At 61.1% G+C, this 18,104-nt stretch carries 15 protein-coding genes; 10 read left to right on the top strand and 5 right to left on the bottom strand.

The window, feature by feature from the left end; genetic code table 11:
* Positions 1 to 5 precede the first annotated feature (5 nt).
* Positions 6 to 902, bottom strand: coding sequence for a helix-turn-helix domain-containing protein (locus ACMYUN_RS00735; RefSeq protein ID WP_415762439.1), 897 nt, complete (start codon positions 900 to 902; stop codon positions 6 to 8).
* A 162-nt stretch (positions 903 to 1,064) separates the two neighbouring features.
* Between ACMYUN_RS00735 and ACMYUN_RS00730 the strand changes: the two genes are divergently transcribed.
* The 5 genes from ACMYUN_RS00730 (at position 1,065) to ACMYUN_RS00710 (ending at position 7,442) form a co-directional block, all read left to right on the top strand.
* Positions 1,065 to 2,423 carry a glutamine synthetase family protein gene (locus ACMYUN_RS00730; RefSeq protein ID WP_310408680.1) on the top strand — a complete coding sequence of 453 codons (1,359 nt, stop codon included), beginning with the start codon at positions 1,065 to 1,067 and terminating at the stop codon, positions 2,421 to 2,423.
* A 187-nt stretch (positions 2,424 to 2,610) separates the two neighbouring features.
* Positions 2,611 to 3,699: a polyamine ABC transporter substrate-binding protein gene (locus ACMYUN_RS00725; RefSeq protein ID WP_415762438.1), complete on the top strand. Its 1,089-nt coding sequence runs from the start codon at positions 2,611 to 2,613 to the stop codon at positions 3,697 to 3,699.
* Positions 3,696 to 4,997 (top strand): NAD(P)/FAD-dependent oxidoreductase, encoded by a 1,302-nt coding sequence (locus ACMYUN_RS00720; RefSeq protein ID WP_415762437.1) that lies wholly within the window; start codon positions 3,696 to 3,698, stop codon positions 4,995 to 4,997. Before ACMYUN_RS00725 ends, ACMYUN_RS00720 begins: the two co-directional genes overlap by 4 nt.
* Positions 4,998 to 5,220: 223 nt before the next feature.
* Complete coding sequence (locus ACMYUN_RS00715; protein WP_415762436.1) at positions 5,221 to 6,876, top strand: intermembrane transport protein PqiB; 1,656 nt, start codon at positions 5,221 to 5,223, stop codon at positions 6,874 to 6,876.
* 17 nt (positions 6,877 to 6,893) lie between these two features.
* A complete protein-coding gene (locus ACMYUN_RS00710; RefSeq protein WP_415762435.1) occupies positions 6,894 to 7,442 on the top strand; it encodes a membrane integrity-associated transporter subunit PqiC in 549 nt (182 codons plus the stop codon).
* Positions 7,443 to 7,448: 6 nt separating this feature from the next.
* Here ACMYUN_RS00710 and xerC read toward each other — a convergent pair whose 3' ends face one another.
* Positions 7,449 to 8,387: a tyrosine recombinase XerC gene (gene xerC / locus ACMYUN_RS00705; RefSeq protein ID WP_306386498.1), complete on the bottom strand. Its 939-nt coding sequence runs from the start codon at positions 8,385 to 8,387 to the stop codon at positions 7,449 to 7,451.
* A gap of 243 nt (positions 8,388 to 8,630) precedes the next feature.
* On the opposite strand from xerC, the gene ACMYUN_RS00700 reads away from it, so the two are divergent.
* From ACMYUN_RS00700 to ACMYUN_RS00680, 5 genes are all read left to right on the top strand, one after another.
* Entirely contained in the window at positions 8,631 to 10,010 is a 1,380-nt protein-coding gene (locus ACMYUN_RS00700; RefSeq protein WP_415762434.1) for a UDP-glucose dehydrogenase family protein, read from the top strand.
* A gap of 235 nt (positions 10,011 to 10,245) precedes the next feature.
* Positions 10,246 to 11,424: an MFS transporter gene (locus tag ACMYUN_RS00695; protein WP_415762432.1), complete on the top strand. Its 1,179-nt coding sequence runs from the start codon at positions 10,246 to 10,248 to the stop codon at positions 11,422 to 11,424.
* Positions 11,425 to 11,580: 156 nt separating this feature from the next.
* Positions 11,581 to 12,267: an HPP family protein gene (locus ACMYUN_RS00690; protein WP_415762430.1), complete on the top strand. Its 687-nt coding sequence runs from the start codon at positions 11,581 to 11,583 to the stop codon at positions 12,265 to 12,267.
* A 223-nt stretch (positions 12,268 to 12,490) separates the two neighbouring features.
* A complete protein-coding gene (locus ACMYUN_RS00685; protein WP_129999342.1) occupies positions 12,491 to 13,597 on the top strand; it encodes an enoyl-CoA hydratase/isomerase family protein in 1,107 nt (368 codons plus the stop codon).
* Between the two features lie 3 nt (positions 13,598 to 13,600).
* On the top strand, positions 13,601 to 14,752 hold the full coding sequence (locus ACMYUN_RS00680; RefSeq protein ID WP_041480377.1) for an acyl-CoA dehydrogenase family protein: 1,152 nt from the start codon (positions 13,601 to 13,603) through the stop codon (positions 14,750 to 14,752).
* Positions 14,753 to 14,844: 92 nt separating this feature from the next.
* On the opposite strand, the gene ACMYUN_RS00675 is transcribed toward ACMYUN_RS00680, so the two are convergent.
* The 3 genes from ACMYUN_RS00675 to ACMYUN_RS00665 all read right to left on the bottom strand — a co-directional run bounded on the left by ACMYUN_RS00675 (position 14,845) and on the right by ACMYUN_RS00665 (position 18,097).
* On the bottom strand, positions 14,845 to 15,618 hold the full coding sequence (locus ACMYUN_RS00675; protein ID WP_039762933.1) for an enoyl-CoA hydratase: 774 nt from the start codon (positions 15,616 to 15,618) through the stop codon (positions 14,845 to 14,847).
* Positions 15,619 to 15,633: 15 nt separating this feature from the next.
* On the bottom strand, positions 15,634 to 16,761 hold the full coding sequence (locus tag ACMYUN_RS00670) for an acyl-CoA dehydrogenase (protein WP_073474453.1): 1,128 nt from the start codon (positions 16,759 to 16,761) through the stop codon (positions 15,634 to 15,636).
* Positions 16,762 to 16,903: 142 nt separating this feature from the next.
* Positions 16,904 to 18,097, bottom strand: coding sequence for an acetyl-CoA C-acyltransferase (locus ACMYUN_RS00665; protein WP_415762429.1), 1,194 nt, complete (start codon positions 18,095 to 18,097; stop codon positions 16,904 to 16,906).
* Between the last annotated feature and the right edge of the window lie 7 nt (positions 18,098 to 18,104).

The raw sequence follows: 18,104 nt of genomic DNA, 5'->3' as shown, positions 1-18,104 counted from the left end.
TCTGTTCAGCGCTTGAGCGTTTCGCTCGGCAGCTCCTTGAACAGCGCGTGGTAACTGCTGGAAAACCGCCCCAGATGCCAGAACGACCAGCGCATCGCCACTTCCGCAACGGTGGTTTCGCTAGGCCTGCGCTTGAGCAATTCACGGTGCGCACTGTTCAGCCGCCTGAGGCGCAACCAGTGGCTCGGGGTCATCCCGGTGTAAGCCTTGAAAGCCTGTTGCAGCTGGCGCAGCGGTACGCCGGCAACGTGAGAAAGTTCGAGCAGATTGACCGTGTCTTCCGGCGAATCAGCCGCCCACTCCCCTACTCGCTTCATGATTTGGCGTTCGTCATTGCGCCGCTGTAGTCCGCCACGATCCAGACCGGTGTGAGCGCTATCAAGGATGAACAGGCAGTCCTCAAGCAACTGCTGCGTCAGTCGATCTTTATCAAGTGGATCAGCAGCTTGCGATAACTTCGTGAGAATCGAGCTTAACCAGCCGCTGAACAGAGCGTTCTGTCCGCAGTTGAGCGGCGCCATGAACAACCCTTCGAGTTTCGCTACTTGCAAACCGTGCTCGCGGACGAAGTCCGGACCAAATACCACGGCGATTTCCCGGTAGTTCTCCGGGGTGATCCAGATGTTGCGGCTCTCTTCGTTGAGCAGGTACAGCGCGTTGTCGCTGCGATCAAAGCAGAACGCCAGCGCCCCGGATGGCGCGCTGAAATTCTGCTCGACCCGGGTGTTCATCTGCTCCTCGTAAACCTCGACGCCCTGCAGATCGAGATAACGAATCTGCCCGGCGAAATGCCCCGGCGACATCTGTTGGTAATGCTGGACCCAGCCCGGTGTGGCGCGGATTTGCTCGGCCACGTCGGCGGTATTGAACGCTTGTACCTGAAGCGGATTGCACGTTGTCATGGGGTGACCTTGCGCACTCTTTTGGTGCGCTTTGGTGCTGCGGAAAGTGGATAGATGGAATCGCCAGCCGCGCCCAAGATAGTCGCCAACGCGCCACAGGGGAAGGGGCGGAAGATGAAACCCGCCCTCCCCGGCGTCTACAAAACCAATAACGAGGTCTTTATGAACGCCCCTTTCGATCAGCTGTTCACCTGGCTGAAAGATCACAAGATTACCGAAGTCGAATGTGTGGTCAGCGACCTGACCGGCATCGCCCGCGGCAAGATTGCACCGACCAACAAGTTCCTGCATGAGCGCGGCATGCGCCTGCCGGAAAGCGTGCTGCTGCAAACGGTAACCGGGGATTTTGTCGACGACGACATCTATTACGACCTGCTCGACCCGGCCGACATCGACATGGTGTGCAAACCGGTTTCCGATGCCGTCTACGTCATTCCGTGGGCAATCGAGCCGACTGCCATCGTCATCCACGACACCTTCGACAAGTTCGGCAATCCGATCGAACTGTCGCCGCGCAATGTGCTGAAGAAAGTCCTGCAGCTCTACACCGACAAGGGCTGGAAGCCGATTGTCGCGCCGGAAATGGAGTTCTACCTGACCCAGCGTTGTGAAGATCCGGACCTGCCGCTCAAGGCGCCGCTGGGCCGTTCGGGCCGTGCGGAGAGCGGGCGTCAGTCATTCTCGATCGATGCCGCCAACGAATTCGATCCGCTCTTCGAAGACGTCTACGACTGGTGCGAACTGCAAGGCCTGGATCTCGACACGCTGATCCATGAAGACGGCCCGGCGCAGATGGAAATCAACTTCCGCCACGGCGATGCGCTGGATCTGGCCGACCAGATCACCGTGTTCAAACGCACCCTGCGCGAAGCGGCGCTCAAGCACAACGTCACTGCGACATTCATGGCCAAGCCGATCGGCGACGAGCCGGGCAGCGCCATGCACCTGCACCAGAGCGTGGTCGAGATCGCCACCGGCAAGCCGATCTTTGCCGATGCCGAGGGCAACATGAGTGAACTGTTCCGTCATCACATCGGTGGGCTGCAGAAGTACATCCCGAAAGTCCTGCCGATGTTCGCGCCCAACGTCAATTCGTTCCGCCGCTTCCTGCCGGACACCTCGGCACCGGTCAACGTCGAATGGGGCGAGGAGAACCGCACGGTTGGCCTGCGAGTGCCGACTTCGGGGCCTGAATCGATGCGCGTGGAGAACCGTTTGCCCGGCGCCGACGCCAACCCTTATCTGGCGATTGCCGCGAGCCTGCTGTGCGGTTACATCGGCATGGTCGAGAAGATTGAGCCAAGCGCAGCGGTCGAAGGCCGGGCCTACGAACGGCGCAATCTGCGCCTGCCCATCACCATCGAAGAAGCCCTGACGCAGATGGAAGAGTGCCCGAAGGTCGCTGAGTACCTGGGCAGCAAATTCGTCCGCGGGTATGTGGCAGTGAAGCGCGCCGAGCACGAAAACTTCAAACGCGTGATCAGCTCGTGGGAGCGCGAGTTCCTGCTGCTCAGCGTCTGACCGCGCGCCCGTCCCTGTGGGAGCGAGCCCGCTCGCGAAGACGGCCGCACAGTTGATCGTTCCCACGTTCCCGCGTGGGAACGCATCCCGGGATGCTCTGCGTCCCATCCAAAGCCGAACGCGGAGCGTCCGTTGCGGCATTCCCACGCAGAGCGTGGGAACGATCATTACAAGAAGAGGTGTCGATATGCGTCCATTAAAATCCATACTTCCCGTCGCGCTGAGCGTGCTGTTCAGCGCAGCAGCCCAAGCCGAGCCCCAGGTCAGCGTCTACAACTGGACCGACTACATTGGCGAAACCACCCTCGCTGACTTCCAGAGCAAGACCGGGATCAAGGTGATCTACGACGTCTTCGATTCCAATGAAACCCTTGAAGGCAAACTCCTCGCCGGCCGGACCGGTTACGACGTGGTAGTGCCGTCCAACCACTTCCTCGCCCGTCAGGTAAAGGCCGGCGCGTTCATGAAGCTCGATCGTTCACAGTTACCAAACTGGAAGAACTTGGACCCGAAACTGCTTGAATTGCTTGAGAAAAATGATCCCGGCAATGCACACTCGGTGCCTTACCTGTGGGGCACCAACGGCATCGGTTACAACGTCGACAAGGTCAAACAAGTGCTCGGCATCGACCACATCGATTCCTGGGCCGTGCTGTTCGAACCGGAGAATCTGAAAAAGCTCAGCCAGTGCGGCGTGTCGATGATGGACTCCGCCGACGAAGTGTTCCCGGCCATCCTCAACTACATGGGCATGGATCCGCGCAGCGAAAACCCTGAGGACTATAAAAAGGCCGAAGCCAAGCTGCTGAGCATTCGCCCGTACATCACCTATTTCCATTCCTCCAAGTACGTCTCGGACCTGGCCAATGGCGACATCTGCGTCGCGTTCGGTTATTCCGGCGATGTGTTCCAGGCCGCCAACCGGGCCAAGGAAGCCAAGAACGGTGTGAATATCGCCTATGCCATTCCCAAGGAAGGCGCCAACCTGTGGTTCGATCTGCTGGCGATTCCGGCCGACGCGAGCAACGCCAAAGAGGCCCACGCCTTCATCAATTACCTGCTCGATCCGCAGGTGATCGCCAAGGTCAGCGCGACCGTCGGCTACGCCAACCCGAACCCGGCGGCCAAGCCGTTCATGGATCAGGAACTGGTCAACAATCCTGAGGTGTATCCGCCGCAATCGGTGCTCGACAAACTCTACATTTCCTCGACCCCGCCCCAGGCGATCATGCGTCTGATGACCCGGTCGTGGAGCAAAGTGAAGTCGAACAAATGACTCAGCACAGCGCACAGCACACCCGTTCCTATTACGCTGCTTCTGCACGGGCGACCACACCCTACCCCGCGCTGGACGGCGATCTGATTGCCGACGTCTGCGTGATAGGCGGCGGCTTCACCGGCGTCAATACGGCGATTGAACTGGCGCAGCGCGGCTTGTCGGTGGTTTTGCTCGAGGCGCGGCGCATCGGCTGGGGCGCCAGCGGGCGCAATGGCGGTCAGCTGATTCGCGGCATCGGCCACGAAGTTGAGGGGTTCGCCCGCTATATCGGCCAGGACGGCGTGCGTTATCTGCAGCGCGCCGGCATCGATTCGGTGGAGCTGGTGCGCCAGCGCATCACTGGAAACGCCATCGACTGTGATCTACGTTGGGGCTTTTGCGAATTGGCCAACACCGCCGCGCAATTCGCCGCGTTCAAGCAGGAACAGGACAGCCTCGCCGAACTCGACTATGCCCATGAAACCAGGCTGGTCGGCCCGGAGCAGATCCGTCAGCAAGTGGTCGACGCCGGTGTGTACGCCGGCGGATTGATCGACATGGGTTCGGGGCATTTGCATCCGCTGGATCTGGTGCAAGGTGAGGCGCGTCTCGCGGCATCGCTGGGCGTGCGTGTCTTCGAGCACAGCCCGGTGCTGGAAATCCTCCATGGCCCGACTGTCGAGGTCCGTTGCGCCACGGGTTCAGTGCGCGCCGGCAGCCTGGTGCTCGGCTGCAACGCGCATCTGGATGAACTGGAACCGAAACTCAGCGGCAAAGTGCTGCCCGCCGGCAGTTACATCATCGCCACCGAGCCGTTGGACGAGAGCCGCGCCGCGCAGTTGATTCCACAGAACCTGGCGCTGTGCGATCAAAAAGTCGGGCTGGATTATTACCGACTCTCGGCGGATCGACGTTTGCTGTTCGGCGGCGCCTGTCATTATTCCGGCCGCGATCCGGCGGATATCGCCGCCTATATGCGGCCGAAAATGCTCAAGGTGTTCCCGCAACTGGCCGATGTGCGCATCGATTATCAGTGGGGCGGCAAGATTGGCATCACCGCCAATCGCTTCCCCCAGGTCGGCCGGCTCAAGCAGCATCCGAACGTGTTTTACGCGCAGGGCTACTCAGGCCATGGCCTCAATGTCACCCATTGGTGTGCGAAGTTGTTGGGCGAAGCCATCCACGCCGGACACAGCCAAGGCATGGACGTGTTCGGCGGCGTGCCGCACATGACGTTCCCTGGCGGCCCTGCCTTGCGCTCGCCACTGCTGGCCCTGGGCATGTTCTGGTATCGCTTGCGTGAAATGCTCGGTTAACAGGCGCTTACACTGATCGTTCCCACGCTCTGCGTGGGAATGCAGCCCGGGACGCTCAGCGCTCCAAACTCGATCAAAAGGTCGCAGCGTTCGGTAGCTCCTTGCACTGCAATCGCGTCCCACGCCAGCTATACACATTTGCTCTATCGCCAAGCACTTCTATATTGATGAAGTGCTTTTGCGTTTCTGACGCTCAGTGCCCGAATAATTGAGGAGGACATGGATGAAGTCGTCAGCCAGCGACGAGCCGCGAGCACCCGGTCAGGCGCCGATCAAAACCCGCCGTTTCGGCATTTCGCTGGTGTGGATCGTGCCCATCGTCGCGGTGCTGGTGGGCATTTCGCTGGTGATCCACAACATCCTGCAGGAAGGCCCGACCATCACCGTCACCTTCAAGACCGGCGATGGCCTGACCGCCAACAAGACTGAAGTCAGGTACCGCAACGTGGTCATCGGCCATGTCTCGGAAGTCGAACTGGCCGACGATCACAGAAACGTCAACGCCACGATCAAACTGGCCAAACAGGCCGAAGCCTTCACCCGCGAGGATTCGCAGTTCTGGGTGGTGCGCCCGCGCATCGGTGCCGGCGGTGTCTCGGGCATCGATACGCTGCTGTCGGGCGACTATATCGGCGCTGACATCGGCCAAGCGAACACTCGGGCAAAGAACTTCAAAGGCCTCGAGAATCCGCCGCCGATCACCTACGGCGAGCCGGGCAAGCGCTTCACTCTGCACACCACCGACCTCGGCTCGCTGGACATCGGCTCGCCCGTTTATTACCGCAAGATTCCCGTCGGCCAGGTGGTGTCCTACGCGCTGGACCCGGATGGCAAAGGCGTCAATATCGAAGTCTTCGTGCATTCGCCCAATGACGCCTACGTCACCGAAAACACCCGCTTCTGGAACGCCAGCGGCATCGACATCAATGTCGGCGCCAACGGCTTTGCGGTGAAAACCGAATCGCTGTCGACCTTGCTGGTCGGCGGCATCGCTTTCCGCGCGCCGGACTACAGCCCCAACGACACGCCGGCCGGCGACGACAAGAATTTCGAACTGTTCGCCAATCAGGCCGCCGCCCTCGCCCCGCCTGACGGCAAAGCGCAGTATCTGGCGCTGCGGTTCGATCAGGCCTTGCGCGGGCTCAAGGTTGATGCGCCTGTGGAGTTTCTCGGTATCGAAATCGGCCGGGTGGTGGCGGTCAATCTCGACTTCGACGAGGTCAAGCGCACCTTTCCGGTGAATGTCGGCATCGTCATTTATCCGCAGCGACTCGGCCGCGCCCACGCGAAAATTCTCAAAACCTACCATGGCGACGAAAACGACGAAGCCACCGGCGCGCGTCTGCTCGGCACTTTCGTTGAAAATGGCCTGCGCGCCCAGGCACGCAATGGCAACCTGCTCACCGGGCAGTTGTATATTTCGCTGGATTTCTACCCCAAAGCACCAAAAGTCGCTTTCGACCCTACGGCGCGGCCAATCACCATTCCGACCGTTCCTGGCAGCCTCGAGCAATTGCAGGAAAAACTCGAGGCCATGGTCAACAAGATCAACGCGCTGCCGGTGGAACGCATCGCCAGCAACCTCGACGGCAATCTGGTCGAGCTGCGCAAAGGCCTGAAGCAGTTCAATGCCAAGACCCTGCCGGGCGTACAGAGCACCCTCGCCGACGTCAGCAAGACCTTGCAGTCCGCCAATTCGACTTTGGCCGAGGATTCACCGCAACGTGAGCAGCTGACCGAGACCCTCGACGAGCTCGGGCGCATGTCACGCTCGTTGCGTGAGCTGTCGGATTACCTCGGTCGCCACCCTGAGTCGTTGATTCGCGGGCGCCCGGACAACGCCGCGCCGCTGGATCTCAAAGGGCCGCCACGCAATTGAGCACAGGAGCTGCATCCATGGCTTTACCGTTGAAGATCACCGTGCTCGCTGCTGTCGTACTGCTCGCCGCGTGTCGCAGCGACCCGATCAGCTTTCACACCCTGACACCGGCGCAGCCGGGTGCCGGTCGCAACGGCACCGACATCGCCATCGAAAGCATCAGCGTGCCGCCGCAGGTCGATCGCGCGCAAATTGTTATCCGCCAAGGCAACAGCGGCGTGGCGATTCTGGAAACCGATTGGTGGAGCGCCACTCTTGCCGATGAGTTGCGCGGTGCCTTGACCGATCAACTGAGCAGCGGCGTCGGCCAGCAGCGCGCCTCCGTGCGTATCGACGTGCAGCGCTTCGATTCAATTCCCGGCCAGTACGCCTTGATCGACGTGAAATGGCGAGTGCGCCCGCTGGGTGCGGCGGACGCGGCGCTGCTGAGCTGTCGCTCGGTGTTGCAGACGCCTTCAGGGCCGGGCATCGACGAACTGGTGACCGCGCAACAGAACAACGTCAAACGTCTCGCTGCGCAGATCGCGCAAGGTGCCAGCGGCTCGCGCTGCCCGCCGCAGGCCTGACGCCGTTTACAAATCGAAGCGATCCACCGCCCGCCGCCGCTCGTTGTCGTCGCGCACGTCGTAGTTGGCGGTCGTCTGGATATTGCTGTGATGCGCCAGTTTCTGTGCGATCGACAGGTCGTGCTCCTCGATCACCCGAGTGATGAACGAGCGCCGAAAATCGTGGGGCATGATTTTCACCCCAACCTGCGTACCGCGCTGGCGGGCGATGTAGTAAATCGCGTGTTTGGTAATGCGCTCGCGGGTGATGTGGCTGCCCCGGCGAATGCGGTTGAACAGAAACGCATCGTCGCTCTCGCCTTCCTTGAGCTGTGACCGACGCAACTCCAGCCAGGCGTCGAGTTTGGCGAAGGCCCAGGCCGGCGCGTACTTGATCAGTTGTTTATTGCCCTTGCCGGTGACGGTCAGGCTGCGTTCTTTGAAGTCGACCTGACTCAGATCCAGATCCACCGATTCCGACTTGCGCATGCCGGTGCCGTACAACAGCGCAATCACCGCCGCATCACGCAAGCCCTGTGGTCGTGGGTCGGCAGCGCAGACCTCCATCAGTTCGTGAATCAGCGTGCGCTTGAGGTTGCGCCCCTGGGACAGCCGTGTGCCGGCGATGCCCTTGACCGAGCGCATTTTCAGCAGGTGATCCTGGCTGATCAGACTCATGCGCCACGCTTCGTTCATCACCCCGCGTACAGCGTTCACGTAAAGCGACGAGGTGTTCGGTGCATAACCGTCGGCCCGCAAAGCGGCGACCAGCGCCACCACGTCTTCCGGTTGCAGGCCGTGCCAAGGGATGTCTTCGATATCGACGTCCTCGAAACCAAGACGGTCGGCGGCATCTTGCAGCACATAGCGCATGGTCAACTGGCTGGAAGGCGCCAGTCGCGCGAGGTAAACGGTCAGCGGATTGCTGTTGGACGGTGCGGGTTGGGTACTCGACAAATCACTCAAACGAAACGGCCTTGAAATAAAAAACGATTCAACAAAAACAATAAATGCATGAAATGAAACGCAAAAAAACGGCGTAGCTCAATGACAGGGGTTGCCGCGAAAGGCCGACAACCTGCCGTTCGAGGCCATAAAAGTCAATCGGGCATTCCCCGAACGGTCTGTTTGCTGCTTTATCAGCACGGTAGGCGAACTGAAACATCGCGCTCTTATGTTCAATGCAGGGACTGCGAACAGGAGTGCGGCATGAAGATCACGGTGTTTGGCAGTGGTTATGTCGGTCTGGTGCAAGCGGCGGTGCTGGCCGAGGTCGGTCACGAGGTCGTGTGCATGGATGTCGACGCGCAGAAGATCGAGCAGTTACGCCAGGGCCACGTCAGTATTTTCGAGCCGGGGCTGGCCAGTCTGGTGCGTGAGGGCCTGGATTCGAAACGCCTGCAATTCACCACCGATGAACGACTCGCGGTGTGGCACGGGCGTGTGGCCTTCATCGCGGTGGGTACGCCGTCACGGGAGGACGGTTCGGCCGATCTGCGCTACGTGTTGGCGGTTGGCGACGCGATCGCCCAGCATCGTGAGCAGCCATTGATCGTGGTGGAAAAGTCCACGGTGCCGGTGGGCACAGGTGATGCCTTGCGCAGCCACATCGAAAAGGCGCTGATCAAGGTCGGCCGCCTGCTGCAGTTCGATATTGTCTCCAACCCGGAATTTCTCAAGGAAGGTTCAGCGGTTGCTGATTGCCGACGGCCGGATCGTATCGTCATCGGTTGCGAAGGCGCTGACGTGCGCGATGTGATGCGCGATCTGTACGCGCCGTTCAACCGCAACCATGAGCGCATCCTGTTCATGGACCTGCGCAGCGCCGAGCTGACCAAATACGCCGCCAACTGCATGCTGGCGACCAAGATCAGTTTCATCAACCAGATTGCCGAACTCGCCGAGCACTTGGGTGCGGACATTGAAGCAGTGCGCCAGGGCATCGGTGCCGATACGCGGATCGGCTATCACTTCATCTATCCGGGTTGCGGCTACGGTGGCTCGTGTTTTCCCAAGGACATGCGCGCGCTGATCCACAGTGCCGAGCAGGCGCATTGCTCCAGTGATCTGCTGCAAGCGGTCGAGGCGATCAACCAGCGCCAGAAGCACAAGCTCTTTGAGCGCATCAACGCGTTCTACCGGGGTGACTTGCGCGGCAGGACCTTCGCCCTGTGGGGCCTGGCGTTCAAACCCAACACCGACGACATGCGCGACGCGCCGAGTCGGGTGCTGCTCGAAGCATTGTGGGCTGCCGGGGCCAGCGTGCGCGCGTTCGATCCGGAAGCCATGCTGCAAACCCAGAATCTCTATCCAGACGAAGCAAAACTGATGCTGATGGGCACGCCGGAATCGGTACTGGCCGGCGCCGATGCGCTGATCATCTGTACCGAATGGCAACAATTCAAGGCCCCGGATTTCGAGCTGATCAAACAACGGCTCAACAGCCCGGTCATCTTCGACGGCCGTAACCTTTACGACGCCGAGCGTCTGGCACGCAATGGCTTTCAGTATTTCCCGATGGGCCGTGGTGAATCGTGCAGGTTGCCGATCACATTGCGGCAGCGGCCGGCGGCGTCTGATGTAGCCTGAACCGGCCCGCCGGTGGCCAGTGATGGCAGTGGACTGCACACAGACCCTGTGGGAGCTGGCTAGACAGCGATGACGGAATATCAGCCGATTCAAATGTTGCCTGACACACCGCAATCGCTGGCAAGCCAGCTCCCACAGGGACAATGTGCATGGGGCGATGGAGGTTGACCGGTGACGTTTGCCCAGAGAGGATGGCGTTCGCCCCAGGCATTCCGAATAAGGACATTCCCCTTCCGTGGCCACCTATTCACCTTTCATTCGCCGGCTGATGCTCAGCTCGCTGACCGTGGTCATCAGCCGTGCCCTGGTCAGTCCGCTGCTGACGCTGTTCCTCAGCAACAAGCTCGGCCTCGATCCGCAGGATGTCGGCTTGCTGCTGGGCATCGCCGTGTTCAGCGCCACGCTGCTGTCGCTCTACGGCGGCTACATCATCGACAAGCTGGACAAGCGCCAGTTACTGATCCTGAGCATGCTCTCCAGCGGTATCGGCCTGATCCTGCTGACTTTCGCGCAGAACCTGTATCTGATGACCGTCGTGCTGATCATCAGCGAAACGGCCTCGGCGCTGTTTCTCATCGGCAGCAAGGCGATCCTCAGTGAACACCTGCCGGTGGGCCAGCGGGTCAAGGCGTTTTCCCTCAACTACACCCTGACCAATATCGGTTACGCGATTGGCCCGATGATTGGCGTGGTGATTACCGGCGTGCAGCCCGCGGCCCCTTTCATCGTTGCCGGTGCGATCGCCATTGGCAGTATTTTCCTGCTGCTCGGCGCGGCCAGGGATGCCAGTCCGATAACTTCCGGCAGTGCACCGCAAAGTTTCCTCAACACGCTGATGATCCTGAAAAACGACCGCACCATGGTGCTGTTCACCCTTGGCTGCCTGCTCAGCACATTGGTGCACGGGCGTTTCACCCTGTACCTGTCGCAATACCTGCTGGTCACCCATGATCAGCAACAAATGCTCGACACCATGGCCGCCCTGCTCGCCTGTAACGCAATCACGGTGATCCTGCTGCAATATCAGATCGGTCGCTGGCTCAGCCGCGAACACCTGCGTCACTGGATTGCCGGCGGCACCGCGCTGTTCATCGTCGGGCTGATCGGTTTCAGTCTGGCCGACAGCCTGATTGGCTGGTGCGTGGCGATGTTCATCTTCACCTTGGGCGAGATGATCATCTATCCGGCCGATTTCCTCTTCGTCGACACCCTCGCCCCGGAGGCACTGCGCGGCAGCTACTACGGCGCGCAGAACCTGGCGGCACTCGGCGGCGGCGCGAGCCCGGTGATTTGCGGGTTTCTCTTGATGCACACGCCCGCGCCGAGCATGTTCTATGCCCTGAGCGGATTGGCGGCACTGGGCGGTTATCTATGTTTCGTCAGCGCACGTCGCACCGCTTCAGTGCAAAAATAGTGCACTAAAACTGCATTTATATGAATTTGTCAGCATCGAGTTTGATCGGCAAACTACGCGCGTTCCTCCCCCAATGTTGGAACGCTTCGAGGGCTTTCCGGATTTGCCGGACAAGTCCTTTTTTTTGTCTCGGATTTTGTAAAGGATCAGTTCTACATGCTCGCTCGCTGGTTGCCCGCTGCCATCAACACCCGCCCCACTGAATGGAGCCGTGCCGCGATCGGCATGGGTCTGGGCACGCTGTTCAGCGTGTGGATGTGTGCGCAGGTGTTCGGGCATGACGTTGCCTTTCACCTGATCGGCCCGCTGGGCGCTTCGGCGGTGCTGCTCTTCGCCGTATCCTCCGGCGCCCTCGCCCAGCCGTGGTCGATTCTCGGCGGCTACCTGTGTGCCGGTGTGGTCGCCTTGCTAGTCGCCCACGTGGTTGGCCGCACGCTGGGCAGCGCCTGCCTCGCCGCCGGCATGGCGGTGATTCTGATGTGCTGGCTGCGTTGCCTGCATCCACCGGCCGGTGCCTTGGCATTGACGCTGGTACTGGCCGACCCTGCAACCATCGCCATGGACTGGGCAGCCATGGAACCGGTGATGCTCGGCGCCCTGTGCATGCTCGCCAGCGCGCTGGCCTACAACAATCTGACCCGCATCCGCTACCCGAAACGCGCCGCCGATCCTGCGCCGCCCGTGGCCCCGGTCGACCGCCAGGCGATCACCGCCGAAGACCTCAAGCTTGCGCTGGCGGACATGGAAGCCTTCATCGACGTCACCCCCGAAGACCTCGAACGCCTGATCCACGCCAGCGAACTGCACGCCAAACGCCGCAGCATTACCGAAACTTTCAGATAGGCCCTGTAGGAGCTGACGAGTGCAACGAGGCTGCGATCTCTTGATTTCAAGAACCAAGATCAAAAGATCGCAGCCTCGTTGCACTCGTCAGCTACTACACACAAAAACGCAGATTCCCCCTGCACATATCCCCGTTGTACACGGCAAATTTGCACTGTTACGATCCGCTAACGCCCGCGCGCGGGCTTTTCGAATAAAGACAATAAAAAGCAGGGAGTTACAGATGACAGCTCAGGCTTCATCCCGGCGGACCCCGTCCATGGATGCCATGCAAAACGACGTGCTGGCCGAGGTGCGCAATCATATCGGCCACCTGACCCTCAACCGCCCTGCGGGCCTCAATGCAATCACCCTCGACATGGTGCGTCTGCTGCAACAGCAGCTCGATGCCTGGGCGTCTGATGCCGAGGTGCACGCCGTGGTATTGCGCGGCGCCGGTGAAAAGGCTTTCTGCGCCGGCGGCGATATTCGTTCGCTGTACGACAGCTACAAGAGCGGCGACACGCTGCACGAAGATTTCTTTGTCGAGGAATACGCCCTCGACCTGACCATTCATCACTACCGCAAACCGGTGCTGGCCTTGATGGACGGTTTCGTCCTCGGCGGCGGCATGGGCCTGGTGCAAGGCGCCGATCTGCGCGTGGTGACCGAGAAGAGCCGACTGGCGATGCCGGAAGTGGCCATCGGTTATTTCCCCGACGTCGGCGGCAGTTATTTCCTGCCACGCATTCCCGGTGAGCTGGGGATTTATCTGGGCGTCAGCGGCGTGCAGATTCGCGCCGCCGATGCGCTGTACTGTGGCCTCGCCGACTGGTATCTGGACAGCAGCAAACTTGCGCTGCTCGATGAGAAACTCGATCAGATGGAGTGGCAGGACACGCCGCTCAAGTCGCTGCAGAACCTGCTGGCCAAGCACGCCGTGCAAACCCTGCCCGATGCGCCACTCGAGGCGCTGCGCCCGGCGATCGACCACTTCTTCGCCCTGCCCGACGTGCCGAGCATGATCGAGCAACTGCGCGCCGTTACCGTTGCCGACAGCCACGAATGGGCCGTCACCACGGCGGACCTCCTGGAAACCCGCTCGCCGCTGGCCATGGCCGTGACCCTGGAAATGCTCCGTCGCGGCAGGCACCTGAGTCTGGAGCAGTGCTTTGCGCTGGAGCTGCATCTGGACCGCCAGTGGTTTGCCCGGGGCGACCTGATCGAAGGCGTGCGCGCCCTGCTGATCGACAAGGACAAGTCACCGCGCTGGAACCCACCGACCGTCGCTGAGCTGGACGCTGGGCAGGTCGGCAGTTTCTTCCATGGTTTTGATGAGAGCGGGAGCTGAGTCATGCACGATCTCGAACTGACTGAAGAACAAGTGATGATCCGCGACATGGCCCGGGATTTTGCCCGTGGTGAAATCGCCCCGCACGCGCAAGCCTGGGAAAAGGCCGGCTGGATCGACGATGCCCTGGTGGCGAAGATGGGTGAGCTGGGCCTGCTCGGCATGGTCGTGCCCGAGGAATGGGGCGGCACTTACGTCGATTACGTCGCCTATGCGCTGGCCGTTGAGGAAATCTCCGCTGGCGACGGCGCCACCGGCGCGTTCATGAGCATTCACAACTCGGTCGGCTGCGGACCGGTGCTCAACTACGGCAGCGATGAGCAGAAACAAACCTGGCTGGCCGATCTGGCCAGTGGGCAAACCATCGGTTGCTTCTGCCTGACCGAACCCCAGGCCGGCTCCGAAGCACACAACCTGCGCACCCGCGCCGAACTGCGCGACGGCCAGTGGGTGATCAACGGCGCCAAGCAATTTGTCAGCAATGGCAAGCGGGCGAAACTGGCGATAGTCTTCGCCGTGACCGATCCGGATCTGGGCAAGAAAGGCCTTTCGGCATTTCTGGTACCGACCGATACACCGGGTTTCATCGTCGATCGCACCGAACACAAAATGGGCATCCGCGCTTCCGACACCTGCGCGGTAACGCTGAACAACTGCAGCATTCCCGAAGCAAACCTGCTCGGCGAGCGTGGCAAAGGCCTGGCGATAGCCCTGTCCAACCTTGAAGGCGGACGCATCGGCATCGCCGCGCAGGCGTTGGGCATTGCTCGGGCGGCGTTTGAAGCGGCATTGGCCTACTCGAAAGACCGGGTGCAATTCGACAAGCCGATCATCGAGCACCAGAGCATCGCCAATCTGCTGGCTGACATGCACATGCAGATCAACGCCGCGCGGTTGCTGATCCTCCATGCAGCGCGTCTGAGGACGGCGGGCAAACCATGCTTGTCCGAGGCTTCACAGGCCAAGCTGTTCGCGTCGGAAATGGCCGAGAAAGTGTGTTCGTCGGCGATCCAGATCCATGGCGGCTATGGCTATCTGGAGGATTATCCGGTCGAGAAGTACTACCGCGATGCGCGGATTACCCAGATCTATGAAGGGTCGAGCGAGATACAGCGGATGGTGATTGCGCGGGATTTGAAGAACTATCAGCTCTAAAAGCTTCGCGAGCAGGCTCGCTCCCACATTGGGCGGTGGAGATTCCTGTGGGAGCGAGCCTGCTCGCGAAGGCGTCAGCTTGGGCACCGCATTTATTTGCCTTGGAATGCAGCCTCACGCTTGGCAATGAACGCCGCCATCCCTTCCTTCTGATCCTGCGTCGCAAACGCGGCATGGAACACCCGCCGCTCAAACCGCACGCCCTCAGTCAGGTTGACCTCGAACGCGCGGTTGACGCTCTCCTTGATCATCATCGCAATCGGCAGCGACTTGCCGGCGATCACCGCTGCAACTTTCAGCGCCTCATCAAGCAGCTCATCGCTCGGCACGATCCGCGCGACGATGCCGCAGCGCTCGGCTTCCACCGCGTCGATCATGCGCCCGCTCAGGCACATTTCCATGGCTTTGGCTTTGCCCACGGCGCGGGTCAGGCGTTGGGTGCCGCCCATGCCCGGCAGCACGCCGAGGTTGATTTCCGGCTGGCCGAATTTGGCGTTGTCGCCAGCCAGGATGAAGTCGCACATCAGCGCCAGTTCACAGCCGCCGCCGAGGGCGAAACCATTGACCGCTGCGATGATTGGCTTGCGTCGGTTGGCCACTCGATCGCTGTCGCTGAACAGATCGTCCATGTAGATCTGCGGATAGGTCAGCTCGGCCATTTCCTTGATGTCCGCGCCGGCGGCGAAGGCTTTTTTCGAACCGGTGAGGACGATGCAACCAATGTGCGCGTCAGCTTCCAGCGTATCGAGGGCGTGGTTCACTTCGCTGACCAGTTGCGCGTTCAGCGCGTTCAACGCCTGCGGCCGGTTGAGGGTGATCAGGCCGACACGGTCGCGGGTTTCCAGCAGAATCGTTTCGTAAGTCATGAATAAAATTCCTTGTCAGAGATTGCGCGAAATGACCATGCGCTGAATGTCGCTGGTGCCTTCGTAGATCTGGCAGACGCGCACGTCGCGGTAGATGCGTTCCAGCGGGAAGTCGTTGAGGTAACCGTAACCGCCGAGGGTTTGCAAGGCCATGGAACAGACCTTCTCGGCCATTTCCGAGGCAAACAACTTGGCCATCGACGCCTCGACCAGCGCCGGTTGGCCGCTGTCGCGCAAGGCTGCGGCGTAATGCACCATCTGCCGGGCGACGGCAATTTGCGTGGCCATGTCCGCCAGGCGAAACGCCACAGCCTGGTGCTCGATGATCGGCTTGCCGAAGGTGTCACGCTCGCGGGCGTAATCACGCGCGGCTTCGAATGCGGCGCGGGCCATGCCGACGGCTTGTGAGGCGATACCGACGCGGCCGCCTTCGAGGTTGGCCAAGGCGATCTTGTAGCCCTCGCCCTCCTCGCCCAGCCGATTGGCCACCGGCACTTTCACATCTTCGAAGAGAATCTGGCAGGTGTCGGACGCGTGCTGGCCGAGTTTGTCTTCGACCCGCGCAACCTTGTAGCCCGGCGAGTCGGTCGGCACGATAAACGCGCTGATCCCGCGCTTGCCGGCGCTCGGGTCGGTCACGGCAAACACGATCACGATGCCGGCGTTCTGCCCGGAGGTGATGAACTGTTTGCAGCCGTTGAGCACGTAGTGATCGCCTTCCAGCCGCGCACGGGTTTTCAGGCTGCTGGCATCGGAACCGGCCTGCGGTTCGGTCAACGCGAAGGCGCCGAGCATGGCGCCGCTGGCCAACGGTTTTAGGAAGCGTTCGCGCTGGTCGTCATTGCCGAACTTGAGAATCGGCACGCAGCCGACCGAGTTGTGCACGCTCATGATCGTCGAGCACGCACCGTCGCCGGCGGCGATTTCTTCCAGGGCCATGGCGTACGCGAGGTAGCCGGTGTCACAGCCGCCCCACTGTTCTGGCACGAGCATGCCGAAAAAGCCCAGCTCGGCCATCTCGGCGATGGCCTCCTTGGGGAAACGGTGCTCGCGATCCCACTCGGCGGCGAACGGCTTGAGCCGCTCCTCGGCAAACTGCCGGGCCATGTCGCGGATCTGGGTTTGATCTTCGTTGGGGATCATGGTGAGTCCTTAATTCTTCCAAACAACCACAAAACCTGTGGGAGCTGGCTTGCCAGCGATGAGGCCGTCACATCCAACATTGATGGTGACTGATCCATTGCCATCGCGGGCAAGCCCGCTCCCACAAGGTCAACTGTCAACCTCAATAGACGCATTCCACAGCCATGGCCGTAGCTTCGCCGCCGCCAATGCAGATTGCTGCAATGCCGCGCTTGAGCTGTTTCTGCCGCAGCGACGCGAGCAACGTCACCAGAATTCGCGCGCCCGAGGCGCCGATCGGGTGGCCCAGCGCGCAGGCGCCGCCGTGCACGTTGAGCTTGTCGTGGGGAATCTCCAGGTGCGTCATCGCCGCCATGCCGACCACGGCAAACGCTTCGTTCACTTCAAACAGATCCACTTGATCCAGCGCCCAACCGGTCTTCTTCACCAGTTTCCTGATCGCGCCGATCGGTGCGGTGGGGAACAGCCCCGGGGTGTCGGCGAACGCCGAATGGCCGTGAATCACCGCCAGCGGTTTGAGGCCCAGTTGCTGCGCGTGGGACTGACGCATCAGCACCAGCGCCGCCGCGCCGTCGGAGATCGAGCTGGAGTTGGCCGCCGTCACCGTGCCGCCCTCGCGGAACGCCGGTTTCAGCGAGGCAACCTTGTCGAGTTTGGCTTTTGGCGGCTGTTCATCGTTGCTGATCACCACCTGCTCTTTGCCGACGGTCACGGTCAGCGGGACGATTTCGTCGTGGAAGCTGCCGTCCTTGATCGCCTGCTGCGCGCGGGTGGTCGAGGCGATGGCAAAAGCATCCTGCGCTTCGCGGCTGAAACCGTTGGCCTCGGCGCAATCCTCGGCGAAGGTGCCCATCAGGCGGCCCTTGTCGTAAGCATCTTCGAGACCGTCAAGGAACATCGAATCGAGCACGCGGCCATGGCCCATGCGATAGCCGGCGCGGGCGCGATCGAGCAGGTACGGTGAGTTGGACATGCTTTCCATGCCGCCGGCGATCACCACGTCGGCACTGCCGGCGAGCAGCATGTCGTGGGCCATGATGGTGGTCTGCATGCCCGAGCCGCACATCTTGTTGACCGTGGTGCAGCGCGTCGATTTATCCAGCCCGGCACCCAGCGCAGCCTGGCGTGCCGGCGCCTGGCCGAGGCCGGCGGGCAGTACGCAGCCGAACAGCACTTCATCAACCGCGTCACTGGCGACACCGGCGCGTTCGACCGCTGCCTTGATCGCCGCCGCGCCGAGTTGTGGTGCGGTGAGACTTTTCAGTTCGCCTTGAAAGCCGCCCATCGGTGTGCGGACGGCGCTGACGATAACAATCGGATCGTTGGCAATAGTCATGACAAAT

It is taken from the genome of Pseudomonas sp. CP4, from assembly GCF_047758505.1.
Classification (GTDB): domain Bacteria; phylum Pseudomonadota; class Gammaproteobacteria; order Pseudomonadales; family Pseudomonadaceae; genus Aquipseudomonas; species Aquipseudomonas fluorescens_AO.
Note: the sequence above shows the minus strand (reverse complement) of the source record. Positions and strands in the feature narration are given on the sequence as shown.

What these genes read in the sequence shown, in the direction of transcription:
- ACMYUN_RS00720 (WP_415762437.1), top strand. Translation starts at nt 3,696, where the DNA reads ATGACTCAGCACAGCGCACAGCACACCCGTTCCTATTACGCTGCTTCT.
- ACMYUN_RS00665 (WP_415762429.1), bottom strand. Translation starts at nt 18,097, where the DNA reads ATGACTATTGCCAACGATCCGATTGTTATCGTCAGCGCCGTCCGCACA.
- ACMYUN_RS00725 (WP_415762438.1), top strand. Translation starts at nt 2,611, where the DNA reads ATGCGTCCATTAAAATCCATACTTCCCGTCGCGCTGAGCGTGCTGTTC.
- ACMYUN_RS00675 (WP_039762933.1), bottom strand. Translation starts at nt 15,618, where the DNA reads ATGACTTACGAAACGATTCTGCTGGAAACCCGCGACCGTGTCGGCCTG.
- ACMYUN_RS00690 (WP_415762430.1), top strand. Translation starts at nt 11,581, where the DNA reads ATGCTCGCTCGCTGGTTGCCCGCTGCCATCAACACCCGCCCCACTGAA.
- ACMYUN_RS00715 (WP_415762436.1), top strand. Translation starts at nt 5,221, where the DNA reads ATGAAGTCGTCAGCCAGCGACGAGCCGCGAGCACCCGGTCAGGCGCCG.
- ACMYUN_RS00730 (WP_310408680.1), top strand. Translation starts at nt 1,065, where the DNA reads ATGAACGCCCCTTTCGATCAGCTGTTCACCTGGCTGAAAGATCACAAG.
- ACMYUN_RS00685 (WP_129999342.1), top strand. Translation starts at nt 12,491, where the DNA reads ATGACAGCTCAGGCTTCATCCCGGCGGACCCCGTCCATGGATGCCATG.
- ACMYUN_RS00700 (WP_415762434.1), top strand. Translation starts at nt 8,631, where the DNA reads ATGAAGATCACGGTGTTTGGCAGTGGTTATGTCGGTCTGGTGCAAGCG.
- ACMYUN_RS00735 (WP_415762439.1), bottom strand. Translation starts at nt 902, where the DNA reads ATGACAACGTGCAATCCGCTTCAGGTACAAGCGTTCAATACCGCCGAC.
- ACMYUN_RS00670 (WP_073474453.1), bottom strand. Translation starts at nt 16,761, where the DNA reads ATGATCCCCAACGAAGATCAAACCCAGATCCGCGACATGGCCCGGCAG.
- ACMYUN_RS00710 (WP_415762435.1), top strand. Translation starts at nt 6,894, where the DNA reads ATGGCTTTACCGTTGAAGATCACCGTGCTCGCTGCTGTCGTACTGCTC.
- ACMYUN_RS00680 (WP_041480377.1), top strand. Translation starts at nt 13,601, where the DNA reads ATGCACGATCTCGAACTGACTGAAGAACAAGTGATGATCCGCGACATG.